The following is a 16,946-nucleotide window of genomic DNA, read 5'->3' on the forward strand; positions in this document are numbered from 1 at the left end:
TGTCCAGCACTCATCTTGAGATGTCTGTCGCGGGGTGGAAAAAATGGCCGCACGATCCGTCATCGCGCTCGTTTCCGTTGCCGAAGTGGTGGCGGGCGACCTTGCCGACCATCTCGAACGGCGCGGCCATGACGTGCGCGCGGCGCGCCAGCCCTGGGAAGCGGAATCGCTGCTTTCGGCCAAGGGCATCGACGTGGTGGTTGTCGGCGACAGCGTGAGCCAGGCCGAAGGCCGCGATCTGCTGCGGCGCTATGGTGGCGAGGGCGGGCCCGACTTCATCCTGATTTGCCGGCCGCGCGACCTGGTCGACAAGGTGCTGGCGCTCGAACTGGGCGCGGCCGACGTGGTCGAGAGCCCGTTGAATGTGAGGGAGCTGGCCGCGCGAATCGGCCGCCTGCTGGCGCGGCGCGGCAGGAGCGCCGGGGAGCTGATCGTGCTGGAGAACGCGACGGTCGATCTGAGGTCGGCCATCGTCATGCATCGCTCGGGCGCGGAAGATCAGCTTTCGCCCGGTCAGGTGGCGCTGCTCAAGCTGTTTCTGGCGAGCCCGCGCAAGGTGCTGACGCGCGACGACATCATTGCCGCGGCGCCGGCCGAGAACGCCGACGCCTTCGACCGTTCCATTGATTCGCGCATCGTGCGGCTGCGCCGCAAGCTCGATACCGAAAGCATCACCACCATACGCGGCGCCGGCTACCGTTTCGACCCGCCGACGCAGCGCAGCGATTGAGGCCAGGGCGGCTCCGCTACTTTTCGGCTTCAGCATCGGATTTCCCAAAATCGGTTTTCATGGGGTCCGATGCTCCTTGCTCAGCGCATCACGAGCAATGATGGTTTCACCGGCATGATGCTGGCGATGGCGACCTCGTCGGCCTGGGCACGGTCCCGCAGGAGGACGGTGGCAAGGCCGGCAAAGCCCAGCAGGCCTTGCGCGTAAAGCAATGCGGAAAGCACCACGGCTGCAGATTTCGGTTTCATTTTTCTACCCCTAAAGAAAATGCCGTTGTCGCTTCAGGAAACCCCCGAAGTGCCCGCGCCGCCCACGGAGCCCCCCGCTGCGGCGCGGGCCTTCGGTCCTCTCGGCAGCAAGTAGCCGGAGGCGCCGCGCATCCACCTCAGCCCGAGGCCGACCCGCCAGAGGGCCCTGAGCCGGTTAACGCGCAGGCTGGACACGATCCAGACCGTGGCTATGAACAGCGCGGCATGCAGGGTCGAAACCTCGCCCGAGGTCATCGCGGCCAGCGTCGTCGACGGACTGCCGGCTACGGTGCCGACGCCGCCAGCGATGACCGCTGCGATGCTTATCCTGAGAAACCAGGACGGGACGTTCGATTTCCTGCGCATTTTCGTTTGATGCCGACTGCTCTCGTTGCGTCAACTGTGCGATCGGCCTGTATCGGGATCATGCCGCCTGCGCCGCGCTTTGTTGCAGATTGGTTTCGAGCGGCGCCGAAGTGCTTTCAAATCATGGGAATACGCGCTTTCGCTTTTAGGAATCTGGCCGAAATCGCTGACACGAGGCACCAAGGTATGCACCCTCTGACGTCATCCTTGGATCGTTACCGCCGTTAACCAGAGGAAACAGATTCGAAACAAAAGCGAGCATCAAGCGAAATTGGCTTGAAACATCACCCAGCGATAAATCCGCCATCGAATTGGGAGCCGGCCGAACCGGCAGAGGGGACATCGCCATGCACACCACCATTTCCGCCAAGCTTATCAACATCACCGCCGCCGCGTTCACCGGTGCGGCCCTGCTTTTCGGCGCCGGCAGCGGCGCCGCCCACGCCAACCAGATCGTGGCTCGGGTGTCGCTGTCGCAGCAGATCATGGAAGTCTCGGTCGACGGCCGGCCGACTTTCGCCTGGAAGGTTTCGACCGGCGACCGGGCGCATGTCACGCCGACCGGCTCGTTCAAGCCGACCCGCATGCATGAGATGTGGTATTCGAAGAAGTACGACAACGCGCCGATGCCGCATTCGGTGTTCTTCAGCGGCGGCTACGCCGTGCACGCGACCTATGCCATCAAGCGCCTCGGACAGCCGGCCTCGCATGGCTGCGTACGGCTGCACCCGGATGCGGCGGCCGATTTCTACCAGCTGGTCGAGGCCTTCGGCGCGTCCAACACCAGCATCGTCATCGTCAAGTAGCTGGCTGTGGTCGAAGGCGGCGAGGAGGGCTGGGGAAACCAACCCTCATCCGTTCCGCCTCCCGCCTGAACAGGCTCTGCCTCTTCCGCGGTAAACGCCCAACCAAAAAAGAGGCCGGAATTTTCGGCCTCTTTTTTCGTCTCAATTGGGCAGCGCCGGCATCAGGTTCGGATCCGGCTTTTCGGCATGATGCGGCAGGTCCTTGCTGGCGATGAAGGTGTAGAACATCGGCACCACGAACAGCGTGAACATGGTTCCGACCAGGATGCCGGTGAAGATCACCAGGCCCATCGAATAGCGGGCAGCGGCACCGGCGCCGCTGGAGGTGATCAGCGGCACCACGCCCAGCGCCATCGCCGCCGTGGTCATCAGGATCGGCCGCAGCCGCACCTTGGCCGAAGCGACGATTGCGTCACGCCGGCGCATGCCGTGCAGCTCTCGCTGCTGGTTGGCGAACTCGACCAGAAGGATGCCGTGCTTGGTGATCAGGCCGATCAGCGTGATCAGGCCGACCTGCGTGTAGATGTTGAGCGTGCCCAGCCCGATATTGAGCGGCACGATCGCGCCGAAGATCGACAGCGGCACCGCCATCATGATGATCAGCGGGTCGCGGAAGCTTTCGAACTGCGCCGCCAGTACCAGGTAGATAACGAACACGGCCGCCACGAAAGCGATCAGGATCGTGTTGCCCTGCTCCTTCTCCTGCCTGGATTGCCCGGAATAGTCGGTGAAGAAGGTCTCCGGTAGTGTCTCCTTGGCGATGTCCTCGATGGCCTTCAGCCCATCGCCGGTGGTGACGCCCGGCAACGGAAGGGCGGTGATCGTCGCCGAATTCAGCTGGTTGAACTGCTCGATCGCTGCGGGTGCCGCATTGGTCGAGATCTTCACCACCGCCGACAGCGGCACCATGTCGCCCGAGGCGCTGCGCACGAAATACTCGGCCAACTTCTCGGGATTGTCGCGGAATTCCTGCGGCACCTGCGGGATGATGTCATAGCTGTTGGAGTCGCGGTCGAACTGCGCGACCTCGGCTCCGCCGACCAAGAGCGTCAGGGTGCGTCCGATATCGGCAATCGGCAGGTTCAGCGCCGCCGCGCGCTCGCGGTCGATCGTCACCGTCACCTGCGGCGCGTCATAGGACATCGAGTTCTGCACGACGATGAAGCGGCCGGAGGCCTGCGCCTTGTTCTTGATTTGCTCCGCCGCCTCGTAGACCTCGGCGGAGTTGCCCGTGGAACGCACCACGAAGGAGATCGGCAGGCCGCCGCCCGAGCCGGGCAGCGTCGGCGGCGCGAAGACAAAAGCCTCGACACCGGCCACCTTGGCGAGCCGGCCGGTGATATCGGCCTGGATCTCTTTCGAGCTGCGGCTGCGCTCGGCCCAGTCCTTGAAGGCGAAGCCGACGAAGGCACCGTTGGTGGCGCCGCCGAAGGCGACGGCCGAGAACTGGGCTCGCGTCTCGGGTATGTCCTTGACCAGGCCGAGGATCTGATTGACGTAGGTCTCGGTATAGTCCGACGTGGCGTAGCGCGGCCCGGTCACGATCGAGAGCAGGAAGCCCTGATCCTCCTCCGGCGCCAGCTCGCTCGAGGTCTTGGTGAACATGAAGCCGGTGAGCGCGACCAGTGCGACCACGATCAGCAACGTCACCGGACGATTTCTCAGCGAGCTGGTGACCATCCGCTCGTAGACGCGCTCGACGCGGCCAAAGGTGCCGTCGACGATACGCTGGAAGCGGCTGTGCGAGCCTGCCTTGAGGAGGCGTGCCGACATCATCGGCGTGATGGTGATGGCGATGATGCCCGACAGCACAACCGAGCCGGCAAGCGTCACCGCGAATTCCCGAAACAGCGCGCCGGTCAGGCCGCCGGTGAAGGCAAGCGGGGCGAACACCGCCGCCAGTGTGATGGTCATGGCGACGATGGCGGAGAGGATCTCGCGCATGCCGTTGAAGGCGGCCTGCATCGGCGACATGTGGTCTTCTTCCATATGCCGGTGGATGTTCTCCACCACCACGATGGCGTCGTCGACGACGAGGCCGATGGCCAGCACCATGGCGAGCAGCGACAGCAGGTTGATCGAGTAGCCGACCGAATACAGCAGGAAGCAGACGCCGATCAGCGACAGCGGGATGGTCACGATCGGCATCATCACCGAGCGGAACGAGCCGAGGAAGAGCAAGATGACGACGATTACGATGGCGACCGCCTCGCCGATGGTCTTGAACACCTCGTAGATCGAGGCGCTGATCTGTTCGGTGGAATCGTAGACGATCTCGATCGTCATGCCTTGCGGCAACGTCTCTTGAATCGTCGGCACCAGCTTGTGGATCGCCGCCGCCGTCGTCAGCGGATTGGCGGCCGGCGTCGGGAAGATGGCGAGGAAGGTGCCGGGCTTGCCGTTGAAGGAGACTCTGGTGTCGGTGCTGGCCGCGCCGAGCTCGACGCGCGCCACGTCGCGCAGCCGGACCACATTGCCGTCCTTGGAACGCAGCGGAAGTGCCGCGAAGGCCTCGGGCGTTTGCAGGGTCGAGCGCACGGTGATCGAGGAGACGACGTATTCGTTCTCGGTGTTGCCGGGGGCCGACAGGAAATTGCTGTCGTTGATGGCGGTCAGCACCTCCGCCGCCGTCACGCCGCGCGCGGCGAGCTTGACCGGATCGATCCAAACCCGCATCGAATATTCTTCGGCGCCGAAGATCTGCACGTCGGCGACACCCTCGACCGTCGACATGCGCGGGCGGATGACGCGCTCGATATATTCGGTCAGCTGCTCCTTCGTCATGTTTGGATTCTGCATCGAGATGTACATCATCGCGAACTCTTGGCCGGTCCCCTTGACGATCACCGGATCCTTGGCGGCGTCGGGCAAGGTGCCGCGCACGCCCTGCACCTTGGACAGGACCTCGGTCAGCGCGACGTCGGGATTCGAGCCGAGCTTCATCTGCACAACCACGGTGCTGGAGGAGGGCCGGCTCGACGAGGTGACGTAGTCGATGTTCTCGGTCGAGGCGACGGCGCGCGCGATAGGCGCGGAGATGAAGCCCTGGATCAGGTCGGCGCTGGCGCCGGGATAGGCCGTGGTGATCGTGATCGCCGTCTCGTCGATCTTCGGATACTGCCGGATCGACAGGTTGAAGATGCCCTGGAAACCGAGCAACAGGATCATGCAGGCAAGGACGGTCGATAGGACAGGCCGGCGGATGAAGATGTCGGAGAAATTCATTGCTGGGCGGCCTGCTTGTTTGCCGGCTTGGTCGGATCGATCGTGTTGTCGACCGCAACGGACATGCCGTTGAAGAGCCGGTTCTGGCCAGCGGTGACGACCTCATCGCCGGCGGCGATGCCTTCCAGGATCTCGACAATGCCGGCGTTGCGGCGGCCGGGCTTGACGAACACCTGGGCAAGCACAAGCTCCGGCTTTTCGCCTTCCGCCGGCTTGGCCGCCGCGTCGGCCGGCTTCTCGTCCGGTTTTGCCGCAGGGGTGGAGCCGGTCTTTGTGGCATCGGCCGGCTTGTCTTCAGGCTTGGCCGCCGGGGCGGCGCCGTTGGCCGCGGGCTTTGCCGGACGCACGACGAAGACGAAGTCGCCATAGAGGCTGGAGGTCAGCGCCGTCTGCGGCAGTGTCAGGACATTCGGCTCCTCCGGCAGCTCGACGCGCACCTGCACGAACTGGCCAGGCGTCAGCTTGCCGTCGGGATTGGCGACCTCGGCACGGATCGATACGAGCCGGCTCGCCGAATCGATCTTGGGGTCGATGCCGCGAATGGCGCCGGCGAACGGCATGTCGTTGTTGCCGCCCCCGCCGATACCAAGCCGCACCGTCTGGCCGATCTTGAGCAGCGGCAGCTGCTGTTCCGGAACCGAAAAGTCGACCCGCATGGTGTCCAGGTCCTGCAATGTCACCACCGGGGAGCCAATGGCGAGATACTGGCCGAGGTCGATCTTGGGGATACCGACCGTGCCGGCGAAGGGCGCCGTCAGCTGCTTCTGGTCGAGCACCGCCTGCAGCTTGTTGACCTGCGAGGCGGATGCCGACGCGGTCGCCCGCGCGGTGTCGAGCGTGGCATCGGTGCCGACGCCGCGCCGCTGCAGTTCGACGGCGCGTTCGAGGGCCGTCTGGTCGGAGACGTTCTGTGCCTTGGCCGCCGCGAGATCGGCGCGCTCGACGGCATCGTCGAGCTGCAGCAGCACGGCGTTGTCGGCAACCTTCTGGTTGGCGTGGAACATGATGCTCTTGACGATGCCGGCGGTTTCGACGGTGAGGTCGACGCCGCGCACAGCATTGACGGTGCCGATCGCCTCGACGCCCGGCGTCCAGTCGGACGGCTTGACGATGACAGTCGAAACGGTCGCCGCAGGCGGCTTCATGGTGGCGAAAAACTGCTTGATCGCGCTGTCACGAAACAGGTTGAAGCCGACGATGCCGCCGCACACCACGATGAGCAGAAGCAGAATTCCGGCGATGATGAAGAAGCGCTTCACAAAAGGTCCCCTCGGCCGGCGTCCGGCATAGTCGTCGAACAGCGGGACAAATATCGATGAAAGGTCCCGTTTTCAAATGATGGCGATCTTACTGTACCGTCTGGACGGTGTTGTCAATTCCGCCTAGGCTAATGTATGGGACAGGCGCCGATGAAAACCCGCAGAGCAAATTCGCGTGACAGGATACTGGCCGCCGCCGCCGACGTAGCGCGCGAGACGGGTCCGGGCAGCCTGTCGCTGGACGCCGTCGCCAGCCGCGCCGGCGTCTCGAAGGGCGGCCTGCTCTACAATTTCCCGACCAAGGCCAAGCTGATGCAGGGCCTGGTGGAGGACTATCTGAAAGCGTTCGAACAAGCGCTGGAATCGCGAACGGCAGAGGCGAGCGGCGAAACGCCGCTCGAGGCCTATATCAGGCTTTCGGCTAATGACTGCGAGGAGCCGCAGCCCTCGGCTTCCTGGATATTCTCGGCGATCGCCGAGGATCCGGATTTCCTGACGCCGATAAAATCCTTCAAGCGGCAGCTCTTCGAGCGGCTGAAGGGCGAGACGAACGACCTCAAGGCGCTGCTGGTGTGCTTTCTCGCCATCGAGGGGCTGCGCAGCATGAACCTCTTCGATTCCGATGTGCTTTCGCCGGACGAGCGCCGGCTGCTCCTGTCGTCGCTGCTGGAACTCGCCAGGGTGAACTGACGCCGGCCGCCGCGGCAGCCGCCCTGCTCGCCAGGGTTGGTTTCGTGAGCCGTCACACCAGCTTCATCGTCCGGACATAGCGTCTTCCCGTTCTTTGCCGCAGTGCAAACGGAGTGGGACGATGGTGGACGTTGTTTCTAGCGAGGCGGGGATTCCGAGACCGGATCATCCGCTCAATCAAACGGGCGGCGCCAAGTGGTTCCTGCCGGCCTTCGGAGTGATCGTGCTCGCCGGCATCATCTATGTCGGCTACGCCCTGAGCCAGGATCTTGCGGTGGCCAAGACCGTGCCATGGATCCTGCTCGGCATTGCCTTGCTGATTGCGCTGGGTTTCGAGTTCGTCAACGGCTTCCATGACACCGCCAATGCCGTGGCGACGGTCATCTACACCCGCTCCCTGCCGGCCGAGTTCGCCGTCATGTGGTCGGGCGTCTTCAATTTCCTCGGGGTTCTCACCTCCAGCGGTGCGGTTGCCTTCGGCATCCTGTCGCTGCTGCCGGTCGAGCTCATCCTGCAGGTCGGCTCGTCCTCCGGCTTTGCCATGGTGTTCGCGCTGCTGGTCGCCGCGATCCTGTGGAACCTCGGCACATGGTTCCTCGGCCTGCCTGCCTCGAGCTCGCACACCATGGTCGGTTCGATCATCGGCGTCGGCCTCGCCAACCAGTTCATGGCGCCGGCCGGCAGCGCCACCAGCGGCGTCGACTGGTCGCAAGCGACCAATGTCGGCATCACGCTGCTGGTCTCGCCGATCATCGGTTTCTTCGCTGCCGCCATCCTGCTCTATGCGATGAAGCTGCTGGTGCGCAATCCGGCACTCTATGAGGCGCCGAAGGGCAACACGCCGCCGCCATGGTGGATCCGCGCGCTGCTGATCTTCACCTGCACCGGCGTCAGCTTCGCCCACGGCTCCAATGACGGCCAGAAGGGCATGGGCCTGATCATGCTGATCCTGATCGGCGTGGTGCCGACGGCCTATGCGCTCAACCGCACGCCCGACATCAACTATCTCGATGCCTACAAGTCGGCTTCGGTCAGCGTCGAGCAGGCCTTGGGCAAGTACGTCAAACCGGGCGTCACCGTCACCGACGCCAAAGCGGCCGTCCAGGATGCCGTGCGCACCAGGACCTGGAACGACCAGACCACGGTGGCGCTGCAGACCTATATCCACGACACCACCGCTTCGCTGCAACCCTACGCCTCGATCGAGAAGGTGCCGACCGACCTGGTCAGCAACGCCCGCAACGACATCTATCTGATCGGCGAGGCGCTCAAGCTGATCGACAAGAAGAAGCTGCTGCCGATGGAGGCCGCCGATCTCAAGGCGGTCACCGACTATCACAAGGCGGTCGACAACGCGACGAAGTTCATCCCGCTCTGGGTGAAGATCGCCGTGGCGCTGGCGCTCGGGCTCGGCACCATGGTCGGCTGGAAGCGCATCGTCGTCACCGTCGGCGAGAAGATCGGCAAGAGCCACCTGACCTACGGCCAGGGCGCCGCCGCCGAGCTGGTGGCGATGGTCACCATCGGCATGGCCGACCGTCTCGGCCTGCCGGTGTCGACGACCCACGTGCTGTCGTCGGGTGTCGCCGGCACGATGGCGGCGAACGGCTCCGGGCTGCAATGGTCGACGGTGCGCAATCTGCTCTTGGCATGGGTGCTGACGCTGCCGTGCTCGATCGCGCTCGCCTTCGTGCTGTTCGTGATCTTCCGCCAGGTGTTCTGAGGCGACCCGTCTCGCACAAAGCAAGAAACGGCGCCGTTCACGGCGCCGTTTCTTTTTGGTCTCTGATCTCAGTCGAAGACGCTTGGATAGCTGCGCAATCGCAAACGATGCGCCATGGTCAGCCGGCATGTTCGCCGATCGTCTCATATGGTCATGGCATTGTTATGTTGCGGCGCACAAACTATGTGCAGCGGTATCCTCTCCCACCTCTCGCGAGATCACCCATGGGTTCCCTGTCCTCGAAGAACGCCCTCGTCACCGGCTCGACCAGCGGTATCGGCCTTGCAATCGCCCGCGCCTTTGCGGCCGAGGGTGCCAATGTCACCATCAACGGCCTCGGCGATGCCACTGATGTCGAGCGGGAGCGCGCCGGCATCGAGAAGGATTTCGGCGTCAAGTGCCGCTATTCCGATGCCAACATGATGGACGGCGCGGCCGTCAGCGCCATGGTGCGCGAGGCCGAACAGGCCTTCGGCTGCCTCGACATTCTGGTCAACAATGCCGGCATCCAACATGTCGCGCCGATCGACGAGTTTCCGGACGATAAATGGGAAGCGATCATCCGCATCAACCTGCTGGCGGCCTTCTACGCCATCAAGGCGGCGCTTCCCGGCATGAAGGCGCGCAAATGGGGCCGGATCATCAACACCGCTTCCGCGCACGCCCTGGTCGCCTCGCCGTTCAAATCGGCCTATGTCTCGGCCAAGCACGGCATTGCGGGCCTGACCAAGACGGTGGCGCTGGAGGTTGCTCAGGCAGGCATCACCGTCAACGCCATCGCGCCCGGCTATGTCTGGACGCCGCTGGTCGAAAAACAGATCCCCGACACGATGAAAGCGCGCGGCATGACCGAGGAGCAGGTCAAGCATGACGTGCTGCTCGCCGCGCAGCCGACCAAGGAGTTTGTCGCCGTCGAGGAGCTTGCGGCACTGGCGCTGTTCCTGTGCTCGGACGCGGCCAGGCAGATCACCGGCACGACCTTGCCGATGGATGGCGGCTGGACGGCGCAGTAAGGCGCCGTCACCCGCCGAGCCGGCGGTGTTCGCGGACGCCTTTTCCTTGACAAGGCAAGAGGATCATTCCAGCATCATGGCAAGGGGTTCATCGCGATGACCCCGTGAGGCGTCAGCCCAACGATCGCGTCCAAGCTCTCTTTGTCATGGAGGTGGACGCCATGCCGTCAACAACCGAAATCACCGTACAGCAACTCTCCCGTCTCGTCGGCCTGCCGGATGCGCCGATCCTCATCGACGTGCGCGTCGAGGAAGACTATCAGGCCGATCCGCGCCTGCTGCCGGCCTCCCGCCGGCGCGATTTCAGGACCGTTCCGACCTGGGCGGCGGAGTTCTCCGGCTCCAGGGTCGCCGTCATCTGCCAGAAGGGCCAAAAGCTCTCGCAAGGCGTCGCCGCGTGGTTGCGCCACGAGGGCGTAGAAGCGGAATCGCTGGAGGGCGGCTTCGAGGCCTGGGTTGCGGCCAAGGCGCCGCTGGTCCAGGCCGACAAGATACCGCGCCGCGACGACAAGGGCGGCACGGTCTGGGTGACGCGGGCAAGGCCCAAGGTCGACCGCATCGCCTGCCCCTGGCTGATCCGCCGCTTCGTCGATCCTGATGCGGTGTTCCTGTTCGTCGACGCGGCCGAAGTGCCGGCGGTTGCCGACCGCTTTTCGGCGGTTCCCTTCGACATCGACAATGTGTTCTGGAGCCATCGCGGCGAGCGCTGCACCTTCGATACGATGATCGAGGAGTTCGGGCTGCGCTCGGAAGCCCTCGGCCGCCTGGCCTTGATCGTGCGCGCCGCCGATACGGCGAGGCTCGATCTGGTGCCGCAAGCGGCGGGGTTTCTTGCTGCATCGCTTGGCCTGTCACGCATGTTCCGCGACGATCTCGAACAGCTCGAGGCGGGAATGCTCATCTACGATGCCTTCTTCAGGTGGTGCCGTGACGCCACCGATGAGACGCACAACTGGCCGAGCGGGAGCAAACCGTCATGAACGACCTCGTGGCGGACAACGACGCCGGCGCCGCGCGCGCGCCGGCGGCGCCGAGCTTCAGCGAGGCGGTCAGGCTGTGGGCGAAGATCGGGCTGCTCTCCTTCGGTGGGCCGGCCGGCCAGATCGCCCTGATGCACAAGGAGCTGGTCGAGGAGCGCCGCTGGATCGGCGAGCAGCGTTTCCTGCATGCGCTCAACTACTGCATGCTCCTGCCCGGCCCGGAGGCGCAGCAACTTGCCGTCTATGTCGGCTGGCTGCTGCACCGGACCGCCGGCGGCCTCGTCGCCGGCACCCTGTTCGTGCTGCCGGGGGCGCTGGTGATGCTCGGCCTCAGCAGCTTCTACATGCTCTACAATGATGCGCCGGTCATCGAGGCGCTGTTCTTCGGCGTCAAGGCGGCGGTGCTGGCGGTGGTCGTCGAGGCCGTCATCCGCATCGGCAAGCGGGCACTGAAGAACCGGGTGATGGTGGCGATCGCGGTCGCCGCCTTCCTCGCCATCTATGTCGTCAAGCTGCCGTTCCCGCTGATCGTCCTGTTGGCCGGGCTGGCTGGCTGGATCGGCAACCGCTTCGCGCCGGCCCTGTTTTCCGGATCGGCGCATGGCAAGGGCGGCGCCGCCGACGACAGCAAGGGCGCCGTCGACCTGATGTTCGAGCGCGGCGAACTCGACCACACCAGGCCGACGAAGTGGCACGCGCCGCGCACCATCGCCATCTGGCTGCCGATCTGGCTCGGGCCGGTGGCGCTGATCGCGGCGCTGACCGGCTCGGCCAGCGTCTGGACGCAGCTCGGCGGTTTTTTCAGCGTCATGGCGGTCGTCACCTTCGGCGGAGCCTATGCGGTTCTCGCTTATGTCGCGCAAGCAGCCGTGACGTCGTTCGGCTGGCTGGCGCCCGGCGAGATGGTCGATGGCCTCGGGCTCGCCGAGACGACGCCCGGGCCGCTCATCCTGGTGCTGCAGTTCGTCGGCTTCGTCGCCGCCTATCGGCACGCCGGCGCGATGAACCCGCTGCTTGGCGGGGCGCTCGGATCGCTGCTGACCTTGTGGGTGACCTTCGTGCCCTGCTTCTTCTGGATCTTCCTCGGCGCGCCTTACATCGAGCAGCTGCGGCAGAACAAGGCGCTGTCGGCGGCCCTCGGCGCGATCACCGCAGCCGTCGTCGGCGTGGTGATGAACCTGGCGCTATGGTTCGCGCTGCATGTCATCTTCGGCTCGGTGCGCAGCGTCGGTCTGGGCATGGAAATCCCGGTGCTATCGTCGCTCGACTGGCGTGCCGCGCTGCTGTCGATAGCGGCGATGGTCGCCATGCTCAGGCTGAAGGTCGGCATGCTGCCGACGCTGGCCGCATCGGCGCTGGCTGGGCTGGCGCTGCAGGCGCTGTGAAGGCCGCATCACGTCACCGTGATCGGCGAAGGCGGGCGCGGCGGGAATAAACCGCCGTGTCCGTGGGTCTCCCAAGCATGCGCCACTTCGGGCGCCGCAGGAGATCGACATGACCCACCATCACAACGACGACAGGGAAGGCGAGGGCATCAGCCGCCGCCATGCGCTCGAATGCATGATCTGGGCCGGCACCGGCGTGCTCTGGACACTGTCCGGCGGCGTGCCGACATCGCTCGGCCTGCTCGGCGAGGCGAAAGCGGCCGAGGCGTTGGCCAGCGGCTTCACCTTCCTGCAAATATCGGACAGCCATATCGGCTTCGACAAGGCCGCCAACCCGCATGCCATCGACACGCTGAAGGAAGCGATGGGCAAAATCCAGGCGCTGCCGCACAAGCCCTCGTTCCTGATCCATACCGGTGATATCACCCATCTTTCCAAGGCAGCTCAGTTCGACAATGCGGCGCAGATCATCGGTGGCGCCGGATTCGACGTGCACTACGTGCCCGGCGAGCACGACCTCATCGACGACGCCAACGGGCAGGCCTATCTCGACCGCTACGGCAAGGGCACCAAGGGCGCCGGCTGGTATTCGTTCGACCAGAACGGCGTGCATTTCATCGGCCTGGTCAATGTCGTCAACCTCAAGGCTGGCGGGCTCGGCAATCTCGGCGCAGAGCAGCTGGCGTGGCTGGCCGACGACCTGAAGGCGGTCAGCGCGTCGACGCCCATCGTCGTCTTTGCCCATATCCCGCTGTGGGCGGTCTATCCTCAATGGGGCTGGGGCACCGACGACGCCGCGCAGGCGCTGGCCCTGCTCAAGGGCTTCGGTTCGGTCACCGTGCTCAACGGCCACATCCACCAGATCATGCAGAAGGTGGAAGGCAACGTCACCTTCCACACGGCACGCTCGACGGCCTTCCCGCAGCCGGCGCCGGGCACGGCCGCCTCGCCCGGGCCGATGACCGTGCCCGCCGGCCAGCTGCGCGGCCTGCTCGGTATCACAAACGTCGCCGTCACGCAGGGCAAGGAGGAGCTGGCGATCATCGACAGCACGCTCGCCGATGCCTGATCCTCACGCTGAAGAAAGAACGCTCCATGAATTGCTTTCGCTCCTCTCGCCGGCTTGTTCTGGCCCTCGCGGGCCTCAGCCTGGCTGTCCTGGCCGCCGCTCCCCTGCATGCGGCGGATGCCCGAGAATGACGATGACATCCCGCATCTGGTCGTCGCCAGCGATGCCTCGTTTCGTTCCAAGGCGCTTGACACCGGTGACACCTATGCCCTCACCTTCACCAAGGCAGGAGAGTATGCCTATTACTGCGGACTTCACCCGCACATGCAGGGCAAGATCACCGTCGCCCCCTGAGGGCAGCCGGAAAACCCTGCCGGGAGTGCCCGATGGTGAGACGGTGCTGAGCGAAAGGGTCCTGGCCGAGCGGTTCGGCGAGGTGGTGCTGCCTCATCTCGGCGATGCGCTTTCGCTTGCCCGCTGGCTGACCGGCAATGCCGCCGACGCCGAGGACGTGGTGCAGGAAGCCTGCCTCAAGGCGCATGCGGGCATCGCTGGCTACGCCGGCGGCAATGCGCGCGCCTGGCTGCTCGCCATCGTGCGCAACGCCTCCTATTCCTGGATGGCGCGCAACCGGCCGCGCGGCGTGGTCGCTGTTGGCGATCTCGCCGACCTTGACGATGTGGCGTTGCCGCCCGACAGCGCCGCCGACAGTCCGGAGGCGGCGCTGATCGCCAAGGCGGATACTGCGGCGGTGGAAGCGGCCATTGCCAGGCTGCCGCAGCCATTTCGCGAAACGCTGGTGCTGCGCGACATCAACGGCCTCAGCTATCGCGAGATCGCCACCATGCTCGGCGTGCCGCAAGGTACGGTGATGTCACGGCTGGCCCGTGCCCGCGGGCTGCTGATGTCTGATCTTGGGAGAGCGGCATGAACCCAACTGACGACGGATTGCCCGAGGACCGGCAGGACATGAAGCTGATGATCCACGCTCTGGTCGACGGCGAGCTAGATGCGGCCGCGGCACTGGCCGTCGAGCGGCGTATCGCCGCCGATCCGGAACTTGCCGCCGAACATGCCCGCATCGTCGCCGCCCAGGCGGCCGTGGCCCGCTTGCCGCGTCCGCAGGTCAGCGATGCCTTCATGGCGCGTATCGCCGCCATCGGCGCGACAGGTCAGCAGGAGAACCTCGAGGCAGCTGCACCTCAATCGCGGGATGCATCGGGGCGACAGGCCCGAACGCGGCCTACCCGGACATGGCCGGCGGCGCGCCGATTCGGTTCTTTCGACTGGCGCGCCATGGCGGCATCGATCGCACTCACGGCAGTACTGGCCAGCGGGGCGACGCAATGGCTGATGGTGGGCAATTCAACCGACAGCTTTGCGGTCGCCATCGCCAGCGGCCATCGCCGCAGCTTGCTGGCGGCGAGCCCGGTGGACGTCGTCTCGTCGGACCGGCACACGGTCAAACCCTGGCTCGACGCCCGGATCGGCGTGTCGCCGCCGGCGCCCGACCTTACCAAGGACGGCTTTGCGTTGCTTGGCGGGCGGATCGAAGTGATCGGCGACAAACCGATGCCGGCGCTCGTCTACCGCCACCACGAACATCTGATCACGCTGATCGCGGCGCCACAGCAAAATGGTGGCGCCTCGGCGCCGGTCGCCACCGATCTGTCCGCCGGCGGGTTCTCGATGGTCCACTGGACCGACGACGCCTTCTCCTACTGGGCGATATCCGATACGGAACGGCCCGCGCTCGACGAGTTTGTCGACCGGTTCCGGGCCGCGATCACGGCAGGGTGATTTTTGCTCTGGTCGAACGACGTGGTGTTGTCGGCAGCCGAGCGTGCCGGTATCGAAACTTGCACTCTGTCGCGTGCGACCGTGCCGTCACGATGCTCGGCCCTCGGCGCCACGATTGTCTTTCGAGTTGGAACGCAACATGACGCTGCTGACGCGCCGCAAATTTCTGAAAACCACGGCGGTGGCCGGCGCGGCCGGTATCGGGCTGTTCTCCATGGGCAGGTTCGCCAGCCGGGCATTGGCCAGGCCCGATCCGGTGATGCTGAAGACGGCGAGGATCGAGGCGAAGCTGATGGATGTCGGCCCGACCAAGGATGTCCTGACCTATGGCGAGGCCGGCATGCCGCCGGTGCTCAGGATGAAGAAGGGCGAGCCCTTCGCCGCGCGGCTGATCAACGGCATCGACGATCCGACCACGATCCATTGGCACGGCATCCGCGTCCCCAACAAGATGGACGGCGTGCCGTTCCTGGTGCAGCCCTATGTCTACACCGGCGATCATTTCGACTACGCGTTCACGCCGCCGGACGCCGGCACCTTCTGGTATCACCCGCACTGCAACACGTTGACCCAGATGGGCCACGGGCTGACTGGCGTGATCGTGGTGGAGAACCCGAACGATCCGCAATTCGATGCCGAGGTGGTGATCAATCTGCGCGACTGGCGCCTCGGCGACGACGGCCAGTTCATCGACCAGTTCCGGCCCCGCGACGCGGCGAGGGCGGGCACGTATGGAACGGTGCGCACCGCGAACTGGCTCGACCAGCCGCAGTTTGACGCACCCGCCGGTGGCCTGGTGCGGCTGAGGGCCGCCATCACCGACGTCACCCGCATCTACGCTTTTCGTGTCGAGGGGGCCGAGGCTGCGGTCATCGCTCTCGATGGCAATCCGGTGCCGCAACGTTTCGCGCCCGACGCCCTGCAGCTTGGACCCGGCCAGCGGCTGGATCTGGCCATCCGCATGCCCGACGATGAGGGGGCGATCGTCAGCCTCGGAGACGTCAGGGGCACCAAGCCCAAGATCGTTGCGACGCTGCGCGCGGTCGGAAAGTCCCTCAAGCGCGACGTTCGTGACCTTGCGCCGCTGGAGGCCAATCCGGTGGCCGAGGTAGATGTCGCCAATGCGAAGCACATTTCGCTGGCGCTCAGCGCCACCGCGGAAAACGTTCCGGCCGACGGCATCTGCGGCTCGCTCGGCTACAGCTTCTGGGCGATCAACAAGGTGCCGTGGCCCGGCGACACATCGGACCCGACCGCGCCGCTGGCGGAGCTGAAGCTCGGCAAAAGCTATGTGATCGATATGGAGAACCTGACGCCGCAGTCACACCCAATGCATCTGCACGGCATGAGCTTCAAGGTGCTGTCGTCCTCGACGCGCCCGGTTCAGCCGATGGTCTCCGACACCTATCTGATCCAGCCCGACGAGAAGGTCCAACTGGGTTTCGTCGCCGACAATCCTGGCGACTGGCTGCTGCACTGCCACATCATCGAGCACCAGAAGTCGGGCATGACGAGCTATGTCCGGGTGGTCTGAGGATTCCCGCATATAGGCATGACCGCGGCTCGCGGCGCGGCATAGGCTGATCTGGAAGCCGCTCCGGATGCGGCGCCTCCGGGCGTTTCCAAACCCCTGAAAGGAACCCCATTTCTGAAATCTGCGGCTACGCGTTTACAACTAACATGTTAGTATGATATGACTGTTCGCATAGTGA

16 protein-coding genes are annotated in these 16,946 nt (G+C 65.0%); 12 read left to right on the forward strand and 4 right to left on the reverse strand.

All coding sequences use genetic code 11. The features are described from left to right. The first annotated feature begins 43 nt into the window (after window positions 1-43). Window positions 44-730 carry a response regulator transcription factor gene (locus tag JG743_RS07005; protein WP_202299074.1) on the forward strand — a complete coding sequence of 229 codons (687 nt, stop codon included), beginning with the start codon at window positions 44-46 and terminating at the stop codon, window positions 728-730. Between the two features lie 80 nt (window positions 731-810). On the opposite strand, the gene JG743_RS07010 is transcribed toward JG743_RS07005, so the two are convergent. Continuing rightward, the gene (locus JG743_RS07010; RefSeq protein ID WP_202299075.1) at window positions 811-978 is read right to left on the reverse strand and encodes a hypothetical protein; all 168 of its coding nucleotides are present in this window, start codon (window positions 976-978) and stop codon (window positions 811-813) included. Window positions 979-1,011: 33 nt separating this feature from the next. Continuing rightward, window positions 1,012-1,344, reverse strand: coding sequence for a hypothetical protein (locus JG743_RS07015; protein WP_202299076.1), 333 nt, complete (start codon window positions 1,342-1,344; stop codon window positions 1,012-1,014). A gap of 347 nt (window positions 1,345-1,691) precedes the next feature. Between JG743_RS07015 and JG743_RS07020 the strand changes: the two genes are divergently transcribed. Further along, window positions 1,692-2,150: a L,D-transpeptidase gene (locus tag JG743_RS07020; RefSeq protein ID WP_202299077.1), complete on the forward strand. Its 459-nt coding sequence runs from the start codon at window positions 1,692-1,694 to the stop codon at window positions 2,148-2,150. A 141-nt stretch (window positions 2,151-2,291) separates the two neighbouring features. On the opposite strand, the gene JG743_RS07025 is transcribed toward JG743_RS07020, so the two are convergent. Further along, window positions 2,292-5,375, reverse strand: coding sequence for an efflux RND transporter permease subunit (locus JG743_RS07025; protein WP_202299078.1), 3,084 nt, complete (start codon window positions 5,373-5,375; stop codon window positions 2,292-2,294). Beyond that, window positions 5,372-6,634, reverse strand: coding sequence for an efflux RND transporter periplasmic adaptor subunit (locus tag JG743_RS07030; protein ID WP_202299079.1), 1,263 nt, complete (start codon window positions 6,632-6,634; stop codon window positions 5,372-5,374). Before JG743_RS07030 ends, JG743_RS07025 begins: the two co-directional genes overlap by 4 nt. A 150-nt stretch (window positions 6,635-6,784) precedes the next feature. Between JG743_RS07030 and JG743_RS07035 the strand changes: the two genes are divergently transcribed. The 10 genes from JG743_RS07035 (at window position 6,785) to JG743_RS07080 (ending at window position 16,768) form a co-directional block, all read left to right on the forward strand. Then, window positions 6,785-7,324 (forward strand): TetR/AcrR family transcriptional regulator, encoded by a 540-nt coding sequence (locus tag JG743_RS07035; protein ID WP_202299080.1) that lies wholly within the window; start codon window positions 6,785-6,787, stop codon window positions 7,322-7,324. Window positions 7,325-7,445: 121 nt separating this feature from the next. Then, complete coding sequence (locus tag JG743_RS07040) at window positions 7,446-9,047, forward strand: inorganic phosphate transporter (RefSeq protein WP_202299081.1); 1,602 nt, start codon at window positions 7,446-7,448, stop codon at window positions 9,045-9,047. A 224-nt stretch (window positions 9,048-9,271) separates the two neighbouring features. Continuing rightward, the gene (locus JG743_RS07045; protein ID WP_202299082.1) at window positions 9,272-10,060 is read left to right on the forward strand and encodes a 3-hydroxybutyrate dehydrogenase; all 789 of its coding nucleotides are present in this window, start codon (window positions 9,272-9,274) and stop codon (window positions 10,058-10,060) included. A 161-nt stretch (window positions 10,061-10,221) separates the two neighbouring features. After that, a complete protein-coding gene (locus JG743_RS07050; protein ID WP_202299083.1) occupies window positions 10,222-11,040 on the forward strand; it encodes a chromate resistance protein ChrB domain-containing protein in 819 nt (272 codons plus the stop codon). Continuing rightward, window positions 11,037-12,425 carry a chromate efflux transporter gene (gene chrA / locus JG743_RS07055; protein ID WP_202299084.1) on the forward strand — a complete coding sequence of 463 codons (1,389 nt, stop codon included), beginning with the start codon at window positions 11,037-11,039 and terminating at the stop codon, window positions 12,423-12,425. Before JG743_RS07050 ends, chrA begins: the two co-directional genes overlap by 4 nt. 109 nt (window positions 12,426-12,534) lie before the next feature. Beyond that, the gene (locus JG743_RS07060) at window positions 12,535-13,494 is read left to right on the forward strand and encodes a metallophosphoesterase family protein (RefSeq protein ID WP_202299085.1); all 960 of its coding nucleotides are present in this window, start codon (window positions 12,535-12,537) and stop codon (window positions 13,492-13,494) included. A gap of 117 nt (window positions 13,495-13,611) precedes the next feature. Beyond that, window positions 13,612-13,788 (forward strand): cupredoxin domain-containing protein, encoded by a 177-nt coding sequence (locus JG743_RS07065; RefSeq protein ID WP_446720887.1) that lies wholly within the window; start codon window positions 13,612-13,614, stop codon window positions 13,786-13,788. A gap of 46 nt (window positions 13,789-13,834) precedes the next feature. Next, window positions 13,835-14,365: a sigma-70 family RNA polymerase sigma factor gene (locus JG743_RS07070; RefSeq protein WP_446720902.1), complete on the forward strand. Its 531-nt coding sequence runs from the start codon at window positions 13,835-13,837 to the stop codon at window positions 14,363-14,365. 38 nt (window positions 14,366-14,403) lie between these two features. Next, window positions 14,404-15,234, forward strand: coding sequence for an anti-sigma factor family protein (locus tag JG743_RS07075; protein ID WP_244673079.1), 831 nt, complete (start codon window positions 14,404-14,406; stop codon window positions 15,232-15,234). A 139-nt stretch (window positions 15,235-15,373) separates the two neighbouring features. Beyond that, window positions 15,374-16,768: a multicopper oxidase family protein gene (locus JG743_RS07080; protein ID WP_202299089.1), complete on the forward strand. Its 1,395-nt coding sequence runs from the start codon at window positions 15,374-15,376 to the stop codon at window positions 16,766-16,768. Window positions 16,769-16,946 lie beyond the last annotated feature (178 nt).

Origin of the sequence: Mesorhizobium sp. 131-2-1 (assembly GCF_016756535.1) — a bacterium.
Classification (GTDB): Bacteria; Pseudomonadota; Alphaproteobacteria; order Rhizobiales; family Rhizobiaceae; genus Mesorhizobium.